The 20,943-nt window shown below is 73.2% G+C and carries 15 protein-coding genes and 1 pseudogene; 5 read left to right on the plus strand and 11 right to left on the minus strand.

Annotated features, from left to right (window positions below; all coding sequences use genetic code 11):
• The 4 genes and pseudogenes from MXD61_RS10700 to MXD61_RS10715 form a co-directional block, all read right to left on the minus strand.
• Positions 1–233, minus strand: a pseudogene (locus tag MXD61_RS10700) (hypothetical protein); the annotation flags it as partial.
• A gap of 582 nt (positions 234–815) precedes the next feature.
• Positions 816–2,027 carry an ArsA family ATPase gene (locus MXD61_RS10705; protein ID WP_248812682.1) on the minus strand — a complete coding sequence of 404 codons (1,212 nt, stop codon included), beginning with the start codon at positions 2,025–2,027 and terminating at the stop codon, positions 816–818.
• A gap of 6 nt (positions 2,028–2,033) precedes the next feature.
• Positions 2,034–2,468: an SRPBCC family protein gene (locus MXD61_RS10710; RefSeq protein WP_248812735.1), complete on the minus strand. Its 435-nt coding sequence runs from the start codon at positions 2,466–2,468 to the stop codon at positions 2,034–2,036.
• 167 nt (positions 2,469–2,635) lie between these two features.
• Positions 2,636–3,403 carry a metallophosphoesterase gene (locus MXD61_RS10715; protein ID WP_248812683.1) on the minus strand — a complete coding sequence of 256 codons (768 nt, stop codon included), beginning with the start codon at positions 3,401–3,403 and terminating at the stop codon, positions 2,636–2,638.
• A 150-nt stretch (positions 3,404–3,553) separates the two neighbouring features.
• Between MXD61_RS10715 and MXD61_RS10720 the strand changes: the two genes are divergently transcribed.
• Positions 3,554–5,410, plus strand: a complete 1,857-nt coding sequence (locus tag MXD61_RS10720; protein ID WP_248812684.1) for a long-chain fatty acid--CoA ligase — start codon at positions 3,554–3,556, stop codon at positions 5,408–5,410.
• Here the strand turns inward: MXD61_RS10720 and MXD61_RS10725 are convergent.
• The 3 genes from MXD61_RS10725 to MXD61_RS10735 form a co-directional block, all read right to left on the minus strand.
• Complete coding sequence (locus MXD61_RS10725) at positions 5,407–6,567, minus strand: glycosyltransferase family 4 protein (RefSeq protein WP_248812685.1); 1,161 nt, start codon at positions 6,565–6,567, stop codon at positions 5,407–5,409. The genes MXD61_RS10720 and MXD61_RS10725 overlap by 4 nt on opposite strands.
• Positions 6,568–6,637: 70 nt before the next feature.
• Positions 6,638–6,946 carry a hypothetical protein gene (locus MXD61_RS10730; RefSeq protein ID WP_248812686.1) on the minus strand — a complete coding sequence of 103 codons (309 nt, stop codon included), beginning with the start codon at positions 6,944–6,946 and terminating at the stop codon, positions 6,638–6,640.
• 158 nt (positions 6,947–7,104) lie between these two features.
• The gene (locus MXD61_RS10735; RefSeq protein ID WP_248812687.1) at positions 7,105–8,415 is read right to left on the minus strand and encodes an NYN domain-containing protein; all 1,311 of its coding nucleotides are present in this window, start codon (positions 8,413–8,415) and stop codon (positions 7,105–7,107) included.
• Between the two features lie 582 nt (positions 8,416–8,997).
• On the opposite strand from MXD61_RS10735, the gene MXD61_RS10740 reads away from it, so the two are divergent.
• Positions 8,998–10,254, plus strand: a complete 1,257-nt coding sequence (locus MXD61_RS10740) for a DUF4352 domain-containing protein (RefSeq protein WP_248812688.1) — start codon at positions 8,998–9,000, stop codon at positions 10,252–10,254.
• Between the two features lie 77 nt (positions 10,255–10,331).
• On the opposite strand, the gene MXD61_RS10745 is transcribed toward MXD61_RS10740, so the two are convergent.
• Entirely contained in the window at positions 10,332–10,727 is a 396-nt protein-coding gene (locus tag MXD61_RS10745) for an HIT family protein (protein ID WP_248812689.1), read from the minus strand.
• A gap of 129 nt (positions 10,728–10,856) precedes the next feature.
• Positions 10,857–11,270 (minus strand): VOC family protein, encoded by a 414-nt coding sequence (locus MXD61_RS10750; protein WP_248812690.1) that lies wholly within the window; start codon positions 11,268–11,270, stop codon positions 10,857–10,859.
• A gap of 193 nt (positions 11,271–11,463) precedes the next feature.
• On the opposite strand from MXD61_RS10750, the gene MXD61_RS10755 reads away from it, so the two are divergent.
• Positions 11,464–13,221, plus strand: a complete 1,758-nt coding sequence (locus MXD61_RS10755) for a DEDD exonuclease domain-containing protein (RefSeq protein ID WP_248812736.1) — start codon at positions 11,464–11,466, stop codon at positions 13,219–13,221.
• Positions 13,222–13,327: 106 nt separating this feature from the next.
• Here the strand turns inward: MXD61_RS10755 and MXD61_RS10760 are convergent, their stop codons facing one another.
• Positions 13,328–14,923 carry a ubiquinol-cytochrome c reductase cytochrome b subunit gene (locus MXD61_RS10760; protein ID WP_163547399.1) on the minus strand — a complete coding sequence of 532 codons (1,596 nt, stop codon included), beginning with the start codon at positions 14,921–14,923 and terminating at the stop codon, positions 13,328–13,330.
• The gene (locus MXD61_RS10765) at positions 14,920–15,987 is read right to left on the minus strand and encodes a ubiquinol-cytochrome c reductase iron-sulfur subunit (RefSeq protein WP_248812691.1); all 1,068 of its coding nucleotides are present in this window, start codon (positions 15,985–15,987) and stop codon (positions 14,920–14,922) included. The genes MXD61_RS10760 and MXD61_RS10765 overlap by 4 nt, the downstream gene beginning before the upstream one ends.
• Here MXD61_RS10765 and MXD61_RS10770 point away from each other — a divergent pair.
• The gene (locus MXD61_RS10770) at positions 15,949–17,598 is read left to right on the plus strand and encodes a DNA polymerase Y family protein (protein ID WP_374628787.1); all 1,650 of its coding nucleotides are present in this window, start codon (positions 15,949–15,951) and stop codon (positions 17,596–17,598) included. The genes MXD61_RS10765 and MXD61_RS10770 overlap by 39 nt on opposite strands.
• Complete coding sequence (locus tag MXD61_RS10775) at positions 17,591–20,908, plus strand: error-prone DNA polymerase (RefSeq protein ID WP_248812693.1); 3,318 nt, start codon at positions 17,591–17,593, stop codon at positions 20,906–20,908. Before MXD61_RS10770 ends, MXD61_RS10775 begins: the two co-directional genes overlap by 8 nt.
• The last annotated feature ends 35 nt before the right edge of the window (positions 20,909–20,943 follow it).

The following is a 20,943-nucleotide window of genomic DNA, read 5'->3' on the forward strand; positions in this document are numbered from 1 at the left end:
GGGTGCGGCGGGGGGGGGGGGGGGGGGGCGGGGGGCGGGGGGCGCGGCGCCCCCGCCCCCCCCGCGGCCGTCGCCGACCGGATCGCTTCGTCGGCGTCCCGATCGGCGCTGGTACTGCCATCGGTGCCATGGTTGTCATCGGTGCGGGTGGTGCCAGCGTTGGCCGCTCGCGCGGCATGGACGGCGTCCACCGTCGCCCGCACTGTCGCGGCCAGCGCCTCGCCGGCGGTCACCAGGTGCCGGGCGACCTCCGGCCGTTCGGCGACGAAGGTGGCCAGCAGCTGGCACCACGGGCAGCCGGGGCAGCTCCACGCCGCCCCGGCCGGCCCGGAGCCGGAGCCCGCCGGCCAGGTCTGGTCGTGGGGGGGGCCGCGGGCGGCGGGCGGCGCGCCCCCGCGCGCGGGGGGGGGGGGCGGCCGGGGCGGCGCCGGGGGCCGCCCCGGGGCAGTCGCAGGTGCGCGCCGGCGGCGCGGACGGCGCGCCCGGGCCGGCCGCGGCCGGCGCGGTGCTCGTCCGTCCGGCTGTTCGTGGGGACGCGGGCGGCTCGGAGCCGGACTCGTCGGGCACCGGACGGCCAGGGGTGGTCGGCACCCCGATCAGGGCGCTGGCGCCCGCGGCGGCGACGTCGGCGACGACGCTCCAGAGCCGCCGGGCCGGCGTCGCCCGCGCCGGTTCGTCACCGGCGAGGGAACGCAGGGCATCGGCGAGCAGTGCCGCCTCGACCGCCAACGACCCAGGCGCAGGTGGACCCCCCGGCCCGGCCGAGCCAGCCGAGCGACGTGCTCCGGCCTCGTCGGCGGTCCCGGCGGCGGAGCTCATGCGCGCACCCAGCGATCCGGGTCGGGAACGAACGAGACGACCAGCCGGTCACCGCGCAGCCGGGCGGCACTGACATCGCAGCGGCGCAACGCGGCGGGCAACGGCACGGCCCGGCGGAACGCGCCCACCGTCACCACCAGGTCGTCGCCCAGGCGGGCGAGATCCACCTGCGAGCCGTCGACGAACGGCAGGCCGAACGTCAGCGCGAACCCGTCCTCGGTGCGTTCGACCCGCGGCTGGTCGCCGCCCACGGCCAGACCGGAGCCGAGCACACTGGCCGGATCCAGCTCGCCGTAGGCCGCGGCACCGAACGCGGCCAGTTCCTCCAGGCCCACGGGTTCGCCCGCGCGGTAATGGACCGGCAGGACGGGCGTGGGTGCGAAGGCGCTGGTCAGCTCGGCGAGTTCCTCGCGATGGGCGGCCGCCCAGCCGGCCCGCCAGGCATCCGCGCCGATCGGCGACAGAATCCGGTTGACGATCACACCATCCAGGGTGAACCCGTGCAGCGCCAGCGCGGTGAGACTGCTCTGGGCGGCCCGCAGCGCGCCACCCTGTGGGGTCAGCACCAGTCGCACGCTGGTGGTGGCCTGATCGGTCAGGATCGCGCGCAGATCGATCGCGGCCCGGTGAATGCGCGAGACGGTGTCGTAGGCGGGGGCGGCGAGGCTCCCCCACCGGCCACCGAACACGGATCTGCCGAACCCGGGCCGCAGCCAGCGGGCGAAGGCGCCGTCGGGCGGCAGCAGCCGCCGGCAGTACCAGGACAGCGTCTCCGGGAAGGCGAGCAGCCGCAGCATGCCGGCCAGCGGCCCACCGTCGACGACGACGACGTCATGGTGACCGGCGGTGAGACCGTCCCGCAGCTCGAGCAGGGTGAGCGTCTCGATGGCACCGGGCAGGAAGGCGAGCTCCTCGAGCTCCATCGGGTCGATGGCGACGCTTGGCCAGGTGTGCGCCAGCACCGCCCGGACCGCCGGCCAGCGGGTCTCCACCGCCTGGCGCAGGTCGACCTGCCGGCCGGTCAGATTGGGTTCGAGTTCGGTCTCCTGCGCGCCGACCGGATGGTCGAGCACCCCGGAGAGCCCGGCTGCCGGGTCGACGGACAGCAGCAGGGTGCGGTGCCCGCGCTGGGCGGCGAGCACCGCGGTCGCCGCCGCCACTGTCGTCGTTCCGGCCCCGCCCTTGCCGGTGACGAGCACACACCGCACGTGAGCTCAGCTCTCGACGTGCTTCTTGAGATCCTTGAGCGCGGCGTCGACGATGCCGTTCTGCACCTTGCGCCGCAGCATGCCCGGGATCTTGACCTTGGTCTCGGCGGTGAGGTCGTAGGTGACCTCGGTGCTGCCATCGCCCAGATCACGCAGCGTGTAGCTGCCGTCCTGCGACGACATCGCCTCGCCCTGCACCATCGACCAGCTGACCTGCGAGTTGTCCGTCCACGTGTACTCGTTGACGAACTCGTCCTTGATGACGATGGCGTTGATACGGAAACGGGCGCGGCGCGGGCGGCCGTCGGGGCCGATCTCGAGCACCTCCGCCTCCTCGATCTGCCCGACCCAGACCGGGTAGGCGGGGATGTCGGCGATCGCGCCCATCACCGCCGCAGGCCGGGCGTTGATGACGATCGTCGATCGGGCGTGGTCCGCCATGGCGAGTAGCACCTCCACATTCGTCTGACATGTCTTGTCGGACACGTCTGCAGGAGCACGGCGTCGCCGGCTCGCCGGTTTTCCGGGCATCCTCGCGGAGCCGGATGATTCCCCGACCGATCGCCTGAGGCTACCGGAAGCCGGACCGGCCACCACGGAGCGGCCGGCTACCACTCGAGGACGTACGGCCGGCCGGTGGCGTTGAAATGCCCGACGTTCACGCACCGCGTGCCGCCGATCTCAATGCCGGCCAGCAGCGGCTGGTGCACATGCCCGAACAGCACGTAGCGAGGTCGGGTGTCGTGAATGGCGGCCAGGATCGCGGTGCTGCCGCGTTCGAACCGGCCAGCGACCACGTCGTAGACGAGCTCCGGCAGATGCGGCGGAATATGGCAGCAGAGCACGTCCACGGCTCCCAGAGCGGCCACCTTGGCCGCGAAGGTCGCCTCGTCGATCTCATACGGGGTACGCATCAGGCTGGACAGCCCCCCACCGACGAAACCGAAGCGCCAACCGTCGAGCTCGACGGTCTGCCCGTCCAACAGGGTGATGCCCGAACGCAGGAAGTCGGGATACAGGTGGGGCAGGTCGACATTGCCGAACGTCAGGTAGGTGGGGGTCGGGAAGGCGGCGAACAGCTGCGCGTACTGGCGGCGGACCGCGTCCTCGACGATCTGCGTGCGGTCCCCGCCCAGCTCCGCCCACAACGACTGCGACCACGCCCGGGCCTCGTCGAACCGGTTGTCGGTACGCAGTCGCACCATCCGGCGGACGGCCTCGGCGCCGAACAGGTCGCCCATGATGCCCCCGCCGGGGTTGGCATAGTCGATGAACAGCACGAGATCGCCCAGACAGATGAACGCGTCGGCGCCCCGCCCCGCCGCGGCCAGCGCATCGGCCCGCCCGTGTACGTCGCTGACCACATGCACCCGCATATCCGAAGCTTAGGGCCCTGACAGTCGCCTACCCGACGCTCGACGGCTAACGTCTGGTGACCCGGGACGGTCAACGCCGCCCCGGGTATCCGCAGCCGCCGGGCATCTCCATGCGTCCGATCGCACGCCCGCGAACCAGTAGGAGTACCTGTGCGTGAGTACACCTCCGCCCCTGCTGTCAGCATCGCGGACGACGCGACGTTGACAGATGCCGTCCTGCGCAACGCCGGCCGCGATCCAGACCATGTCCTGCTTCGTCGCAAGGACGGCGACCGGTTCATCCCGATCACCCAGGCGCGGTTCCGGGACGCGATGCACGCGACCGCCCGGGGCCTCGTCGCCCGCGGCGTCACCCCCGGCGACCGGGTCGGCATCCTGTCCCGCAGTCGCTACGAGTGGACGGTGCTCGACTACGCGATCTGGGCGGCCGGGGCGGTCACCGTGCCGATCTACGAGACGTCCAGCCCCGACCAGATCGAGTGGATTCTCGCCGACGCCGGCGTCGAAGTGCTGGTCGTCGAGGACGCCGAACTCGCCGGCCGGGTCGCGTCGATCCGCGCGGACGTGCCGGCGCTGCGCGAGGTCCTCGTCATCGAGGCCGAGCCTTCGGCGACATCGACGGACGATTCCGCCGGCTCCTCGTCCGCCGCGGGGGCGCTGGCCATCCTGGCCGAGGCGGGGGCCGCCGTCGACGAGGGCCAGCTCACCGCCGCCCGGGCCACCCAGAACGCCGACAGCCTGGCCACGATCATCTACACCTCCGGGACGACGGCTCGACCCAAGGGCTGCGAGATCACCCACCGGGCGCTGCTGTTCATCGCCGATGACACCGTCGCGATGCTGCCGAGCATGTTCACCCAGCACTCCTCCACCCTGCTGTTCCTGCCGCTGGCGCACGTGTTCGCCCGGATGCTGCAGGTCGGCGTGGTGCAGGGCGCGTTCGAACTGTCCTACTCCCCCGACACCCGCGATCTGCTGGCGGATCTGGCGCACACCCGGCCGACGTTCCTGCTCGCCGTCCCCCGCGTGTTCGAGAAGGTGCACGCCGGCGCCCGCACCAAGGCCCACGGTGAGGGACGCGGGCGGATCTTCGATGCCGCCGAGCAGACCGCCGTCGACTACAGCGAGTCCCTCGACCACGGCGGTCCGGGCCTCGGGCTGAAGCTGCGGCACCGGGTGTTCGACAAGCTGGTGTACGGCAAGCTGCGGGCCGCCCTCGGCGGCCGGGCCCGGATCGCGGTCAGCGGCGGGGCACCGCTGTCGCCGCGCCTGGGCCACTTCTACCGGGGCATCGGCTTCATCGTCCTCGAGGGGTACGGCCTGACCGAGACGACGGCGCCGGCCACCGCGAACCGACCCGGCGCGATCCGGATGGGCACCGTGGGCCAGCCGCTGCCCGGGGTGACCGTGCGCATCGCCGACGACGGCGAGGTGCTCATCCGCGGACCCCTGCTGTTTCGCGGCTACCGCAACAACGAGACGGCGACGAAGGAGGCGCTCGACAGCGAGGGCTTCCTGCACACCGGTGACCTCGGCGAACTTGACGACGACGGGTTCCTGCGGATCATCGGCCGCAAGAAGGAACTGCTGGTCACCGCCGGCGGCAAGAACGTCGCACCGGCACCGCTGGAGCACATCATCACCAGCAGCCCCCTGATCAGCCAGGCGATGCTGGTCGGCGACGGCCGCCCCTACATCGCGGCGCTGGTGACCCTCGAACCGGACGCGTTCGAACGCTGGCGTGACCAGGCCGGCCGGCCGGCCACCGCGAGCCTCGCCGACCTCGCCGACGACCCGCAGCTGTGCGCCGAGGTGCAGAAGGCCGTTGACACGGCGAACGCGACGGTCTCGCGGGCCGAGAGCGTCCGCCGGTTCGTGATCCTGCCGGAGGACTTCACCGTGGAGGGCGGCGAACTCACCCCGAGCCTGAAGGTCCGCCGCTCGCTCGTCCTCAAGCGCTACGCCGACGCCGTCGAGAGCCTCTACCCCACGGGCGAGCGCCGCTAGGCAGCAGCGGGTGGCGGGGCGTCGTCCGGGTTCGTTCCGGTGGCGAGCAGGTGGCGTAGGCGGGCGGCGAGGACGTCCCAGCGCCAGTGCTGTTCCACCCAGGCCCGGCCGGCGGCGCCCATCGTGGCGGCGCGGTCCGGGTCGGCGAGCAGGTCACCGACCGCGGTGGTGACCGCGGCCAGATCCGTCCCGTCGATGACGGTGCCGGTATGCCCGTCACGCACCGCGTCGGGCGCGCCACCGCTACGCCCGGCCACCACCGGCAGCCCGGCCGCCGACGCCTCCAGGTAGACGATGCCGAGCCCCTCGACCTCGAGGCCACGCAGCCTCGTCCGACACGGCATGGCGAACACATCGCCGGCGGCGTGGTGGGCGGGCAGTTCCTCCCAGGGCACGGACCCGGTGAACGTCACGTCGGCCTCGACGCCGACCGCACGGGCCAGCCGCGCGAGCTCCGCCCGGTGCGGCCCACCGCCGACCACCAGCAGCGCCGCCTGCGGTACCCGCCTGCGCAGCGCCGGCAGGGCCCTGATCAGCATGTCCTGACCCTTGCGGGGCACCAGCCGGCTCACGCAGACCACCACCCGACGCCCGGTGAGCCCGTACCGGCGGCGGATCTGCTCACGCCCCACACCCGGTCGGAACACCGTCGCGTCCACCCCGCTGGGCAGCCGGGCGAGCACCGGCCCGTCACCGACCGCCGGCGCGATCCGGGCCCGGGTGTAGTCGGTGAGGTAGGTGACGACGTCGCTCGTGGCCCCGACACGCCGCAGGGCCTGGCGGGCCGCGGGCAGCGCCGCCCAGCCGACCTCATGACCGTGGGTGCTGGCCACCACCCGCTGGACCTCCGTGCCACGGCGCAGGGCCGCACCCAGCAGGCCCAGCGGCGCGGCCGCCCCGAACCACACCGTGTCGCAGCCCTCGGCCCGCGCGAGATCGCGGACCCGGCGGGCGACAGCCGGGGTCGGCAGCAGCAGCGACGTGGGATGACGCACCACCGGGAACGGCTGCGCCGCATCGAACTCGGCCGCGCCCTGCCAGCTCGACGCGTACACGACGACCTCGCCCGCCGGGAGCCGGGAGGCGAAGGAGTGCACATACGCCTGGATGCCCCCCGGCCGCGGCGGAAAGTCGTTGGTCACGACCAGTACCCGCATGCGCCCATGCTGCCGCATCCACCTCCGCACCCGCCGCGCCGGGTCAGCCTCCCCAGGCGCGCACGCCGGCTCAGCCCGCGCGGCGTGGCGGCGGGGCATGCCGGGACCCGCGTTCCAGGATCGACCCCGCGAGTTCTTCCAGCGGCGGCAGCAGACCCACGGCGCCGAGCAGCCGCAGTGCCCGCCGCTCCTGCTCATCCCACCCCCCGCTCACGGCGGGAGCCGCGCGGCCCGGCATCCCACCGGCGGGAACCGGGCCGTGCCGCCGATCGCCGCCGGCGGGCGGCGGCACGTCACCCGTGTCGGCGAGCATGACGGTGATGACGCAGTCGGCGCAGCGCACGCCACGAGCGACGCAGGAATCGCAGTCGATCAACATCGCTTTCACCTTCCCGAGCTCCGGACGAGCACGGCCGCCGACGGCAGGCCTTGCGCGCCGACATCCCGACGTCACCGACGGTAGGACCCGGGTCTGACAGTTTTTTTGCCCACCGACCGGCGGGCGAGCAGTCGAGGCGGGCGAGCGGGCGAAACGGGCTAGCGGTCGAGGCGGGCCAGCAGGGCGGCGGAGGGGACCGCGCGCGCCCCGGCGGCCGCGCAGTTGTCGACCACCTCACGGTCGGAGGTGACGACGACCACCGGCCGCCCCTGCGGTTCCAGCTTCACCAGCCGGACGATCTCCTCGTCGGCCAGCCGCCCGGGCCGGCTGAACAGCACGCGCACCCCGCGGGGCATCGCCACCCCGACCGGGCGGGCCACCACCGCCGTCGCGTCGAACACGACGGTGACCTCGCTGTCGGGGTGCCGTCCGACCAGGGCACCGACCCCGGACAGCAGGCGTTCCCGCTGCGAATGCAGGGGAAGTTGGCCATAGCCGCGCTTGGTCACGTTGTAGCCATCGATGATCAGATGGACGCCGGGGACGGCCAGGACCTCGTCCAGCAGGGTCGGGTCGTCGTCGGGTCGGCCCCGGGCGCCGACGAACGCATGCGGACCATGGCTTGGCCCGTCATGCGCCCTCGCGTGCAGGTCCGCTGGGCGGCCGGCGGTGGGGGGCAGGTCGAGCTCCCGGCGCACTCCGTTCGCCGCGCCCATCAGCGTGTCGAGCAGGACCCGCAGCCGAGCGTCGCCGACGCTGCGGGACTCGCGGGTGTCGCGGCGAGCCCCCGTCAGCGCCGACTCCAGCTCCCCGATCCGGGTGCGCAGCCGGCGCGTTTCCGCTTCCGCCTCGCGGGCGGCGGCGAGGGCCTCGTCCCGCTCGGTCCGCGCGGCGCTCACCGAGGCGTCGGCTGTCTCCTGCGCCCGCCGAACCCGATCACCGGACGCGCGGAGTCGGCGCCTGACCTCGTCGGCGTCGGCACGCGCGGTGGCCACCTGGGCGCGCAGCCGTTCGCCCTCGGCGGCGGCGACGCGGGTGCTGGTGGCGAGCTGCTCGGTGAGCCGGAGGATGGTGCGGTCGGCCTCGTCGGCCCGGTGGCGCGCCTCGTCCTCGGTGGTCGAGGCGGCGGCCGCCTCGACCAGCTCCCGCCAGCCCGACACCCGCAACAGGTAGGCGACCGCGGCGACCTTCTCTGGTGGCGCTGCCGGCGGCGGCCCCTGCGCCGACTCGACGGCCTCAGCCAGCTCCGGCTGATGCAGCCGGATCCACTCGGCGACGCGGGCCCGGAACGTGTCGCCGTCCACCGCGGCGGCCAGCGGCAGCGCCCCCAGCCTGACCCGCTTGGACGGAGTGAACCGCCGCACGGCGATCAGCGACGAGGGCACCTCCGCCTCGGACAGATCGGCGAGGGTGTGCGCGGCGAGCTCCACGACATGCTGACGCACCGGGGCGGGCAACGGCTCGCTCATCCCGCGACCGCCGCCCGGTACCGAACCCCGGCCCAGACCGTGACCACCGTCGAATCCGACGCGCGCGTTGGCATCGGCGTCGGCGTTCGGGTCGGTGCTGATGTTCGAGTCGGTGCCGACGTCGATCCGTAGGCGGTCAACCTGCGGGAACGCGTCAGAAATGCGACCATACGTACCCGGATCGGACCCGGTGGGCCAGGGTGGATCCGAACATGCGCCCCTGCCCCGGTATGCCCCGATCCGACCGCGACCGCGGCCGACCGACCGTTCGCACCGCGATACCCCACCGCTTCCGGAGCACAACGGTATGAGGACGAACCGCGCTTCCGGCGGCTCGCCCGACCGGCCAGGCAGCAGGGCACGTGGGGACTCCGGAGCCAGCGGGAACAACGAGGACGGCCCAGCCTATCGGCCTCGTCGGACAAGGTCCGCGGGGGTCGTGGGCGCGGATCACGACCGGCCACCCGTAGCTGGGCGGGCATTGTCTCATGTGATAGTCGACTTATGTAGCCTGACGTGGCGCGCACCCTACGCGGCATTATTCCGAAATACGCAGCTCCGGCTGCGCTGGAAAGGACCACCGTGACCGACCAGAACCCCCCTCACCAGCCCCCCAGCGGGGACGGGAGCCGGGAGCCGTGGGCCGGTGGGCCCGACCAGTCGGATGAGCAGACCCGGCTCGCCTGGTCGGGCTCCACGCCCCCACCGCAGCAGACGCCCAGTGGCCCGCAGGCGCCACCACCGAACCCCGGCGGCCAGTGGGGCACCGGTCCGCAGTCCGGCCCAGCGCCGGGCTGGCCACCGCAGACGGCGAGCGGCCCCGGCTGGGGCCAGCCCGGCGCGGCGAGCCAGCCAGGTGCGGCCCAGCAGAACTGGCCCCAGCCCGGCGCCGAGCAGCAGAACTGGGGCCAGCCCGGTGCCGAGCAGCAGGGTTGGGGTCAGCCCCATGCCGACCAGCAGAACTGGGGCGGCCCGGGCCAGGCCGGCGGTTGGCCGCAGACCAGCGGCTACCCGGCGGGCGGCAGCGGTCCCTACCAGGCCGGTACGGGCTACCAGCAGCCCGGCGGCTACCCGGCGGGAACGGACCACTACCAGCAGCAGAACCAGTATCCGCCGGGCCAGTACCAGCAGCCGGGCGCCTACCCACCGCCCGGTGGCTGGCAGCAGCCCGGGCAGCCACCGCACCAGCCGCCCAAGCGCAATCCGCTGCTCATCATCGTGCCGATCATCGTGGTCGCCGCGATCGTGCTCGGCGTGGTGATCATCCTCGCGGTGGGCGGTGGCGACGACAAGAAGGACGACGTCACCTCCCCGATCCCCGGCCCCTCGCTCACCGCGCCGGCCGTGCCGACCGTCCCGGCGCCGTCCGCTCCGGCCGCGACCGGCCCCGCCGGGGTGTCCAACTGCGTGCCGCTGAACCCGCAGGCCCCCGCCGCGGGAACCGCGGGCATCGGTGGCGGCGGGACCGTCGTCGGCGAGGCCAACTCCTCGGTCAGTGACTTCGAGGCCAAGGTGACTCTCAACAGCGTCTGCTCGACCACCGGCACGGTGACCAGCTACGGCGACCCGCCGAACCAGGGTGCCTACTACATCCTCAACGTGACCGTCGAGGTGAGCCGGGGCGACACCTCCGCCTCACCGTCGGACTTCTACATCCAGACTCCGGACGGCACGCGCTACGACGGCAGCTACGACAACGTCGAGCCGCGCCTGTCCGCCTCGACGGTCAAGGCCGGCCAGCGTGTCCGCGGCAATGTCGTGATCGACGCACCGCCCGGTCACGGGGTCCTGAACTGGGAGCCGCTGTTCGCCGTCGCCCCGGCGAAGTTCCAGCTCTGATCCATCCCCAGCTGTGATCCGTTCCCGGTGCCGGTGGGATGACCGGCACCGGGAACCGTCACGACAGTGCGGCCGTCTCACGACAGTGCGGCGCGGATCCGAGCGGCGGCGGCGTCGAGGTCGGCGGGGTCCGGGCTGGGGTCGGCCAACGCGAAGTCCAGCTGCGACTCGTTCTCGATCGGCAACAGGTGGACGTGGGCGTGCGGCACCTCCAGCCCAGCGACGATCACTGCCACCCGCTGCGGCTGGTAGGCCCGCGCGATGGCCCGGCCCACCGTCGCCGCGGTGGCCCAGACGCCGGCCTGGACGTCATCGGGCAGGTCCGTCCATCGGTCGATCTCGACCCGCGGAACCACCAGGGTGTGCCCCGGACGGATCGGCGCGATCGTGAGGAGGGCCACCGTGTGCTCGTCGGAGTACACGATCCGCCCCGGCAGTTCGCCCCTGATGATCCGGGTGAAGACACTCGCCATGACCCATGACCCTATCGACCCTGTCCCCGACGCCGTCCGCGACGGGCCACGACGGCGACGGGCCACGACGGCGACGGGACGTCACAGCCCCTGCCGCCCGTCCGACACCCGTGATCCACGGGCGACGGCTCAGACGAACGGACGGGAGAAGCCGGCCTGGCCCGCGGTCATGACGCGGAACTCGTTGCCCTCGGGGTCGGCCAGGACGTAGCCCCGCTCGCCGTCGTCGTCATAGCGACCGACCCGACGCGCGCCGAGGGTGAACAGCCAGCCCAGCACCCGCTCGGCGTCGACGGCGTAGAGGTCGAGGTGCAGCCGGCTCGGCCCGCCACCGTCGCGGGCGCCCGGGCGCAGCAGCAGCTTCGGGCCGGCGCCCGCGGGGTGTCGCAGCACCGCCGCGTCCCCGTCCCGCCAGAGGATCTCATAGCCCAACGCGGCGGACCAGAATCGCACCATAAGATCCACATCCGCACAGTCCACCGCCACGCGCCCCACCCGGATCCCGTTGGTCTCAAACCACGCCACCCGGGCATGATTCCGCATTCCCGGCGGGTTGGCTCGCCGAGTGGGCCGCAGAGGTCCGTGTCGCGGCCTCCTCGGCGCTTCCATGGACACACCAGGGACCATCAACGGACAGCGGACGGGCGATTCTGTCGGCGGCTGGTCATAGCGTGACCGCGTGCACCGAGACCCCGTTCCTGCCGCCGGTACCACCCCCGCCACCACCCCCGCCGGCGTGACGGCGTCCGCGAAGGGTGCGCGCGCGGGCGGGCGCGCGGGAGCGGGCGGGGCGCCCAGGCAGGCGAGTCTGGAGGAGCTGGGGCGGCCGCTGTCGGACCTCACCTTCGTCGTGGTGGACCTGGAGACGACCGGTACCGCCGCGGCCACCTCGGAGATCACCGAGATCGGCGCGGTACGGGTGCGCGGTGGTGAGGTGCTGGCGGAGATGTCGACGCTGGTCCGCCCGAGCGGGCCGATCCCGGCGCTGGTGTCGGTGCTGACCGGCATCACCGACGCGATGGTCGTCGAGGCGCCCGGCGAGGCCGAGGTCGTGCCGACGTTCCTGGAGTTCGCTCGGGGCGCGGTGCTCGTCGCCCACAACGCTCCGTTCGATCTGGGCTTTCTGCGGGCCGCACTCGAACGCTGCGGATACCCACCACCGACCTGGGAGCATCTGGACACCCTGCGCATCGCGCGGCGGGTCATCAGCCGGGACGAGTCGCCGGACTGCCGGCTCGGCTCGCTGGCGCGGTTGTTCCGCAGCACCACCGAGCCGTCCCACCGGGCGCTCGCCGACGCCCGGGCCACGGTGGACGTGCTGCACGGGCTGTTCGAGCGCCTCGGTAACCTCGGCGTCCACACGATCGAGGAGCTGCACGACTTCAGCGCCCGGGTGTCCCCGGCGCAGCGGCGCAAACGCCACCTCGCCGACGGGCTGCCGACCGGGCCCGGGGTGTACGTCTTCCGCGACCCCCAGGGGCGGGCGCTCTACGTCGGGACGTCCCGCTCCGTGCGCACCCGGGTACGCAACTACTTCACCGCCAGTGAACCCCGCACCCGGATGGCCGAGATGATCGCACTCGCCGACCGGGTGGACGCGATCAGCTGCGCGCACGCGCTGGAGGCCGAGGTCCGGGAGCTGCGCCTGATCGCCGAGCACAAGCCCCCGTACAACCGGCGCTCGCGCCATCCCGAACGGGCGATCTACCTACGCCTGACCGACGAGCCGTTCCCGCGGCTGTCCCGGGTGCGCGACCTGCGGGACGACGCGGTGGCGCTCGGGCCGTTCACCAGTGTGCGCGACGCCCAGGACGCCGCCGACGCCCTGCACGCCGCGGTGCCACTGCGCCAGTGCACCGGGCGGCTGAGCCCCCGCGTGCAACGGCCCGCCTGCGCGCTGGCGGACCTCGGCCACTGCGGAGCACCGTGCGACGGCCGGGAGGACGTCGCCACCTACGCCGGTCATGTCACGGCCGCGCGGGCCGCCATCACCGGTGACCCGACCCCGGTCATCGACGCCGCGACCCGGCGGATGGACCGGCTGGCCGACCAGGGCCGCTATGAGGAGGCAGCCCACGAACGCGATCGGATGGTCAGCTTCGTGCGCGCCGCTGCCCGCGGTCAACGACTGGCCGCGCTGACCGCGATCACCGAACTCGTCGCCGCCGCCCCGACCGCGGACGCGGGCTGGGATCTCACGGTCATCCGCCGCGGCCGGCTGGTGTCGGCGGTGACGGTCGCCCCCGGCATCGACCCACGGCCCTGGGTGGACGCGGCGGTCGCCAGCGCCGAGACGGTGCTGCCCCGACCCGGGCCCGCGCCGTGCGCGTCGGTCGCCGAGACCGAGCGGCTCGCCCGCTGGCTGGCCGGGCCGGGGGTGCGCCTCGTGCGCCTCGAGGGCACCTGGAGCTGGCCGGTCATCGGCGCCGAGCGGGCCGCCGGCCGATTCGCGGCCCTCACCCGCGCGGCGACCGCCACCGCCGGCTCTCACTGAACTGAGCTGGGCTGACGTCAGGCCGTCCGGGGAAAGGGCCGGGCCGGTGCCGACGCGTGGTTCGCGGTCGGCACCGGCCCGGGTACAGCCAGTCGTGCGGTGAAGCTCAGTGCTTGGTGGTGCTGTCCGGCTCGGCGTCCTTTTCCTTCTCCTCGACGAAGAAGCCGCTGACGGCCTTGCCGGCCCGTCGGGCCAGCCCGGTGCCGTGGCTGTCGCCGTGGCCGTTCGCCGCCGGCAGCGCGTACCGGTCGTTCGGCACATGCGGGTAGTCGGAGACGGGGGCCGGCTTGGGCCGGTGGTCCTCGACGAACTCGCCGTTGGGCAGCTGCCGGATGATGCCGGTCTCGATGCCGTGGTGCTCGATCTCGGTGTCCTTGTCCTGCAGGTTCAGGCAGAGCTTCTTCGTCACCGCGTAGGCGATCGGCGGGACGATCAGCAGGCCGATCCGGCCCGCCCAGGTCATCGCGTTCAGCGAGATGCTGAAGGTCTTGGCGATGACGTCGTTACCGCCGGAGATCCACAGCACCAGGTAGAAGCTGATCGCCATGGCGCCCAGCGCCGTCCTGGTCGGCGCCTCACGGGGCCGCTGCAGAAGGTTGTGCGACTTCGTGTCACCGGTGAACCGGGCCTCGAGGAACGGCCAGATCGCCAGCAGCGTGAACAGGATGCCGGGCAGTACCGCCGTCGGCCAGAACACCGCCGGAACGGTGTGGCCGAGGCCGCGGAACTCCCACGGCGGCATCAGTCGGGTCGATCCGTCCAGGAAGCCGATGTACCAGTCGGGCTGGGACGCCGAGGACACCTTGGACGGGTCGTACGGACCGAACATCCAGATCGGGTTGATCTGCGCCAGACCGCCCAGCAGCGCGATCATGGAGAAGGTCATCATGAAGAACCCGCCGGACTTCACCGCGAAGATCGGGAAGACCCGGTGGCCGACGACGTTGTGCTCGGTCTTGCCCGGCCCGGGGAAGTCCGTGTGCTTCTGCTGCCACAGGATGGCCAGGTGGGCGCCGATCAGGGCGAGCAGCACCCCCGGCACCAGCAGGATGTGCACCACGTAGAGCCGGGGCAGGAAGTTCGCGCCCGGGAACTCGCCGTTGAACAGCATGAACGACGCCCACGTCCCGATGATCGGGATGGACTGGGCGATCGACGCCGCGATCCGCAGACCGGTACCGGAGAGCAGGTCGTCCGGCAGGGAGTAGCCGGCGAAGCCCTCGAGGATGCCGAGGATGAGCAGGCCGACACCGATCAGCCAGTTGACCTCACGCGGCTTGCGGTAGGCACCGGTGAAGAACACCCGCATCAGGTGCACGATGATCGACGCGACGAAGATCAGCGCGGCCCAGTGGTGGATCTGGCGGAAGACCAGGCCCGCCCGGGTGTCGAAGCTGATGTCGAGGGTCGACGCGTAGGCCCGGCTCATCTCCACGCCCTTGAGCGGGACGTACGAGCCGTTGTAGATGACCTCGGTGTTCGACGGGTCGAAGAACAGCGTGAGGTAGATGCCGGTGAGCAGCAGGATGACGAAGCTGTAGAGCGCGATCTCCCCGATCATGAACGACCAGTGGTCGGGGAAGACCTTGTTCAGGTTGCGCCGCAGCCCGGCCTGCGTGCCGAACCGTTCGTCGGCCGCCCGGTTGAGTTTGCGGACCGGACCGGGCCGCTTGACGAAGTCCGGTGGGGCTGCGGTTGTCATGAGCGCTCCCAGAAGGCGGCACCGACAGGCTCGTCATAGTCACCGTTGCGGGCGTACAGGTACCCCTCCGCGTCCGCGGCGATGGCCAGCTGCGGCAGCGACCGGCTCGCCGGGCCGAAGATCGCCCGGCAGCCGTCCAGCACGTCGAAGACCGACTGGTGGCACGGGCAGAGCAGGTGGTGGGTCTGCTGCTCGTAGAGGCTCACCGGGCAACCGGCGTGCGAGCAGATCTTCGAGTAGGCGACGTGGCCGTCGACCGACCAGTTCTCCCGGCCCTTGCGCGGCCGGTCGACCCCCGGTGGCAGCCGGATGAGAATGGTGGTGCTGTCCGCCTTGGTCTGGACGTCGGTCTTCGCGTCGTAGGACACCTGACCACTGGCACCGGTGACCGGAACGGCCGGGAAGACCGTCTCGATTCCACCGATGGACACATCTCCCAGTTTGACGTACCGACCCTCTTCCGTCACCAGCCGGGCGCCCTTGACCCAGGACGTGTGGTCAAGCTTCTTGCCGGGCTTGGCGTTGGTGAGGTTCAGCAGCGGCACCACGACCAGCCCACCGAGCACCGTGCTCGCCCCGAGCAGGGTGCGGCGCAGCAGCGGGAAGCGGGTCAGGCCGGTGTCGGCGAAGCCGTCGGCGACCTCCGCCTCGGTGACCGCGATCTCCTCCTTGCTGGAGGTGAACTCGTGGCGCTCCTGGACGGCGTGGTCGTGCGGCATGAGCCGCTTGGCCCACAGGATCAGGCCGATGCCGAGTCCGCCGACCGCGATGCCCAGGGCGGAGCCCAGGCACGGGGTGTAGTACTCCTTGTGCTTGTCACCGACGAAGTTCGTGATGACGAAGCCGACCGTGCCGACCACCGAGACCATGAACCACAGCGCGATCACACGCTCGGCTCGCCGCTCGGCGCGGCGGTCATGGTCCTCGGCCCGCGGGGGGGGGGGGGGGGGCCCCCCCCGGCCCGGGGCGGGCCCCCCGGGGGGGGCGCGGGCCGCGGCGGCGGCGCGGCGCCCGGCGGGGGTGGCCTGATGCCGGTGCGGATGCTGGCCGTGCACTACCCGCACTGGCCGGTCGTGGCCGCTGGATTCGCGGCGGGGGTGCCCGCCGCGGTGCTGGCCAGCGGGCGGATCGTGGCGGCGACGCCGGCCGCCCGGCGGCTGGGCGTCCGGCCGGGGCAGCGGCGCCGGGAGGCCCAGGCCCGCTGCCCGGAGATCACCCTCGTGGCGCAGGACCCGGGTCGCGCCGCCCGTGTCTTCGAACCCGTGGTGGGCGCCGTCGAAACGGTGATCCCCGGGGTGGAGGTGCGTGCGGCCGGTACCTGTGTCGTCCCGGCTCGTGGCGCCGCCCGGTACTTCGGGGGAGACCGGGCCGCGGTCGAGCAGGTCCGCCGGGCCCTGGCCGCGGCCTGGCCGGCCGTCGTCAGCCAGGCCGCCGCGCCCGGGCCGGGCACACCGACGGAGGCCGGTGCCGAGGTCGGTGTCGGTGCCGAGGTCGAGGTCGGTGCCGAGGTCGAGGTCGGGATCGGCGTGGCCGACGGGCCGTTCGCGGCGGAGATCGCCGCGCGTACCGATGCCATCGTCGCGCCCGGTGGCACCCCGGCCCTGCTCGCCCCGCTACCCGTGGAGCTGCTGGGCGACGCCGATCTCGTCGATCTTCTGCGCCGGCTTGGTCTGGAGACGCTGGGCAGCTTCGCGGCGCTGCCCGCCGCCGACGTCGCTGAGCGGTTCGGTCCGGCCGGCTCGTGGGCGCACACCCTCGCCCGCGGCGCCGACCCCCGGGCCGTCACACCCCGGGAGCCGTCCGTCGACCTCGGGGTCGCCATCGCCTTCGACCCTCCGGCCGGCCAGGTCGAGCAGGCCGCCTTCGCCGCCCGCCGCCTCGCCGAGGAGGTCCACGAACTACTGCGCGCCGCCGGGCTCGCCTGCACCGGCATCCAGATCGAGGCGGAGACCGACCGCGGCCAACGGCACACGCGGATCTGGCGCCACGACGGCCCGCTGTCCGCCGCGGCCACCACTGACCGGGTCCGCTGGCAGCTCGACGGCTGGCTGACCAGCACGGCCCTGTCCGCGCCACCTGGATCGGTGCCTGAGGGTCAGGTGGAGATCCAGGCGGGGCTGGTGCGGCTGCGGATCGAACCGGTGGGGCTGGTGCCAGCCGAGGGTCGCCAACTCGGCCTGTGGGGGGAGCCGGGCGCGGCCGCGGCCCGCGTCGCGCGCGCCCTCACCCGGGTGCAGGGGCTGCTCGGCCCGCAGGCGGTGCTCACCGCGGTCGTCGAGGGCGGGCGTGACCCCGCCGACCGGGTTCGGCTGGTCCCCTGGGGGGAGCCCCGGGCGGCCGCTGGCCTGGATCGGCCGTGGCCCGGGACGCTGCCGGCGCCCGCCCCGACCCTGGTGCACCGCCCGGCGCTCGCGGCCGACGTGCTGGACGAGGCCGGCGAGCGGGTGCGGGTCAGCGGCCGCTGCACGGTGACGGCACCTCCCGCGCGGCTGACGATCGGGGCGGAACCACCCCGGGCGGTCACCGGCTGGGCCGGGCCCTGGCCGGTCGACGAACGGTGGTGGGAGTCGGGGGCGCGGCGCCGGGCCCGCTTCCAGCTGCGCGTGGCGGACGGCGGTGGATACCTGCTCGCCCTGGTGGGCGGCCGATGGTGGGTGGAGGCCTCCTATGACTGATCCCAGCGCACCGGGCCTTCGCGAGCCGAACCGTGGGGCGCCCGGTGGCCCGCCGGCGACAGGCTCTCGGCTGGTCGAGCCGGACGGCGGGGACGCCCCGGCCTGGTCGCGTCGACGCACGCCCTGTCAGCCGCCGAGCACGGGACTGCCCGGCCCGGCTGGTCCCCAGGTGGCCTACGCGGAGCTGCACTGTCACTCCGCGTTCAGCTTCCTCGACGGGGCGAGTCAGCCCGAGGATCTGGTGGAGGAGGCGGTGCGGCTCGGGCTCACCGCGTTGGCGCTGACCGACCACGACGGGCTCTACGGGGTCGTCCGGTTCGCCGAGGCGGCCCGGGCGGTGGGGCTGCCCACCGTGTTCGGCGCGGAGATCTCCCTCGACGCGAGTGCCGCCCGTGCCGGGCAGGCCGACCCGGGTGGGGATCATCTGCTCGTCCTCGCACGTGATCCCGAGGGTTACCGGCGGCTGTCCGGTCTGCTCTCCGACGCCCACCTGGCCGGCGGGGAGAAAGGCCGGCTGGTGGCCCGGCCCGAGCGGTGCGCGCAGGCGGCCGGTGGCCACTGGCAGGTGCTCACCGGCTGCCGCAAGGGCACGGTCGCCCGGGCGCTCACCCGCGGCGGGCCACCGGCGGCCGGCATCGCCCTGGCCGAACTGGTGGCCCTGTTCGGCCGGGAGAACGTGGCTGTGGAGATCACCGACCACGGCCATCCACACGAGTCGGATCGCAACGACGCCCTCGCCGAGCTCGCCCAGGCCGCGAGGTTGCCTCTGGTGGCCACCGGCAACGTCCACTACGCGGTGCCCGGCGCGGCCCGGCTCGCCGCGACGATGGCCGCGGTGCGGGCCCGGCGCAGTCTCGAGGAGATGGACGGCTGGCTGCCGGCGGCCGGCACCGCGCATCTGCGTTCGGGCGCGGAGATGGCAGCCCGGTTCGCCCGGTACCCCGGCGCGGTGGAACAGGCCGCGCGCCTCGGTGCGGCCTGCGCCTTCGACCTGCACCTGGTCGCACCGAAACTGCCCGACTTCCCCGTCCCGCCAGGACACACCGAGGCCAGCTGGCTACGGCTGCTGACCATGCAGGGCGCGGCGCGCCGTTACGGTCCACCCGGTCGGGAACGGGTCGCCGGCGCCTACGAGCAGCTCGCCCACGAACTGACCCTGATCGAGCGGCTCGGTTTCCCCGGCTACTTCCTGATCGTCCACGACATCGTGGAGTTCTGCCGACGGCACCGCATCCTCTGCCAGGGGCGGGGGTCGGCGGCCAACTCCGCGGTCTGCTTCGCGCTCGGTGTCACCGGGGTCGACGCGGTCTCCTACGGCCTGCTCTTCGAGCGGTTCCTCGCCCCGGAACGGGACGGCCCGCCCGACATCGACCTGGACATCGAGTCCGGGCGGCGGGAGGAGGTGATCCAGTACGTCTACCGGCGCTACGGGCGTTCCCGGGCCGCGCAGGTCGCCAACGTGATCACCTATCGGCCGCGGTCGGCGGTCCGGGATGTGGCTCGGGCCCTGGGGTTCTCCGCCGGCCAGCAGGACGCCTGGTCCCGTCAGCTGGACCGGTGGTCCCTGCCCGCCCAGGGCGGCGCCGAGCGGGAACACGACATCCCCTCCGCCGTGACCGGGCTGTCCGAGCAGCTCCAGGGGTTCCCCCGACATCTGGGCATCCACTCCGGTGGCATGGTGATCTGTGACCGGCCGGTCGGCGAGGTGGTGCCGGTCGAGTGGGCCCGGATGCCCGGGCGCACCGTCATCCAGTGGGACAAGGACGACTGCGCGGCCGCCGGCCTGGTCAAGTTCGACCTGCTCGGGCTCGGCATGCTCGCGATGCTGCACAGGGCGTTCGACCTCATCCGCGACCATCACGGGCGGGACCTGGACCTGTCGTCCATTCCACCGGAGGACCCCGCCGTCTACGACATGCTCTGCGCGGCCGACTCCCTTGGGGTGTTCCAGGTGGAGAGCCGCGCGCAGATGGCGACGCTGCCCCGGCTGCGGCCCCGCCGGTTCTACGACCTGGTGATCGAGGTCGCGCTGATCCGCCCCGGCCCGATCCAGGGCGGCTCGGTGCACCCCTACCTTCGCCGGCGAGACGGCACCGAGGGGGTGGCCTATCCGCATCCGCTGCTGCGGCGCAGCCTGGCCAGGACCCTCGGCGTCCCGCTGTTCCAGGAACAGCTCATGCAGATGGCGATCGACATCGCCGGGTTCTCCCCGGCCGAGGCGGACGAGCTGCGGCGGGCGATGAGTGCCAGACGGTCCGCGCGGCGCATCGAAGGGCTACGGGGTCGGCTCTACGCCGGAATGGCGGCCAGCGGCATCACCGGTGCACTCGCGGACGATCTTTACGCCAAGCTGTCCGCCTTCGCGAACTTCGGGTTTCCCGAGAGTCACTCGGTGAGTTTCGCGCTGCTCGTGTACGCCAGCTCCTGGGTGAAGCTCTACTACCCGGCGGTGTTCTGCGCCGCGCTGCTCAACGCGCAACCGATGGGTTTCTACTCGCCGCAGAGCCTCGTCGCCGACGCCCGCCGGCACGGGGTCGAAGTGCTGCGACCCGACCTCAACGCCTCGGCGGCGCGGGCGAGCCTGGCCGGGGAGCCACCGCGGGTCCGGCTGGGGCTCGCCGGGGTCCGGCGGGTGGGGGAGGCGCTCGCACGGCGCGTCGTCGAACGTCGCGTGGTCGACGGTCCCTACGCGGATATGGCCGATCTGGTCCGTCGGATCGGGGTGTCCGTCGACCAGCTGGAGGCGCTGGCCACCGCCGGCGCGTTCGGCTGCTTCGGGCTGACCCGCCGCGAGGCGCTGTGGGCGGCGGGCGCGGTGGCACAGGCCCGGCCGGACCGGCTCGACGGCATGGTCTTCGGCGCCGACGTCGGCGCGGTCACGCCCTACCTGCCGGGGATGACCGAGGTCGAGGAGTCGGTGGCCGACCTGTGGGCGACCGGGATCACCACCGAGGGCTACCCGACCCGGTTCCTGCGGGAACGCCTCGCCGCCCGGGGAGTGACCACCGCCGTCGACCTGCGGGCCGTGCTCGCCGGCCGGCGGGTGCTCGTCGCCGGCGTCGTCACCCACCGGCAGCGTCCCGCGACCGCCGCCGGGACCACCTTCGTCAACCTGGAGGACGAGACCGGCCTGGTGAACGTGATCTGCTCGCCGGGTCTGTGGACCCGCCACCGCACGGTGGCACGGACCGCGACCGCCCTTGTCGTGCGAGGACGCGTCGAACGGGCGCAGGACGTGGTCAACGTGATCGCCGAGCGGATGTGGCCGCTGTCGGTCTCCGTTCCCCGCCAGTCCCGGGACTTCCGATGATCCAGATGTCGGCGGCCAGCGCGCTGTGTCACTAT

The sequence above is a fragment of the Frankia sp. AgPm24 genome, assembly GCF_023243055.1.
GTDB classification, from domain to species: domain Bacteria; phylum Actinomycetota; class Actinomycetes; order Frankiales; family Frankiaceae; genus Frankia; species Frankia umida.

Bases quoted from the DNA above. Each gene is read 5' to 3' on its own strand.
- MXD61_RS10710 (WP_248812735.1), bottom strand. From the start codon at position 2,468: ATGGCGGACCACGCCCGATCGACGATCGTCATCAACGCCCGGCCTGCG.
- MXD61_RS10715 (WP_248812683.1), bottom strand. From the start codon at position 3,403: ATGCGGGTGCATGTGGTCAGCGACGTACACGGGCGGGCCGATGCGCTG.
- MXD61_RS10725 (WP_248812685.1), bottom strand. From the start codon at position 6,567: ATGCGGGTACTGGTCGTGACCAACGACTTTCCGCCGCGGCCGGGGGGC.
- MXD61_RS10730 (WP_248812686.1), bottom strand. From the start codon at position 6,946: ATGTTGATCGACTGCGATTCCTGCGTCGCTCGTGGCGTGCGCTGCGCC.
- MXD61_RS10735 (WP_248812687.1), bottom strand. From the start codon at position 8,415: ATGAGCGAGCCGTTGCCCGCCCCGGTGCGTCAGCATGTCGTGGAGCTC.
- MXD61_RS10745 (WP_248812689.1), bottom strand. From the start codon at position 10,727: ATGGCGAGTGTCTTCACCCGGATCATCAGGGGCGAACTGCCGGGGCGG.
- MXD61_RS10750 (WP_248812690.1), bottom strand. From the start codon at position 11,270: ATGCGGAATCATGCCCGGGTGGCGTGGTTTGAGACCAACGGGATCCGG.
- MXD61_RS10760 (WP_163547399.1), bottom strand. From the start codon at position 14,923: ATGACAACCGCAGCCCCACCGGACTTCGTCAAGCGGCCCGGTCCGGTC.
- MXD61_RS10775 (WP_248812693.1), top strand. From the start codon at position 17,591: ATGACTGATCCCAGCGCACCGGGCCTTCGCGAGCCGAACCGTGGGGCG.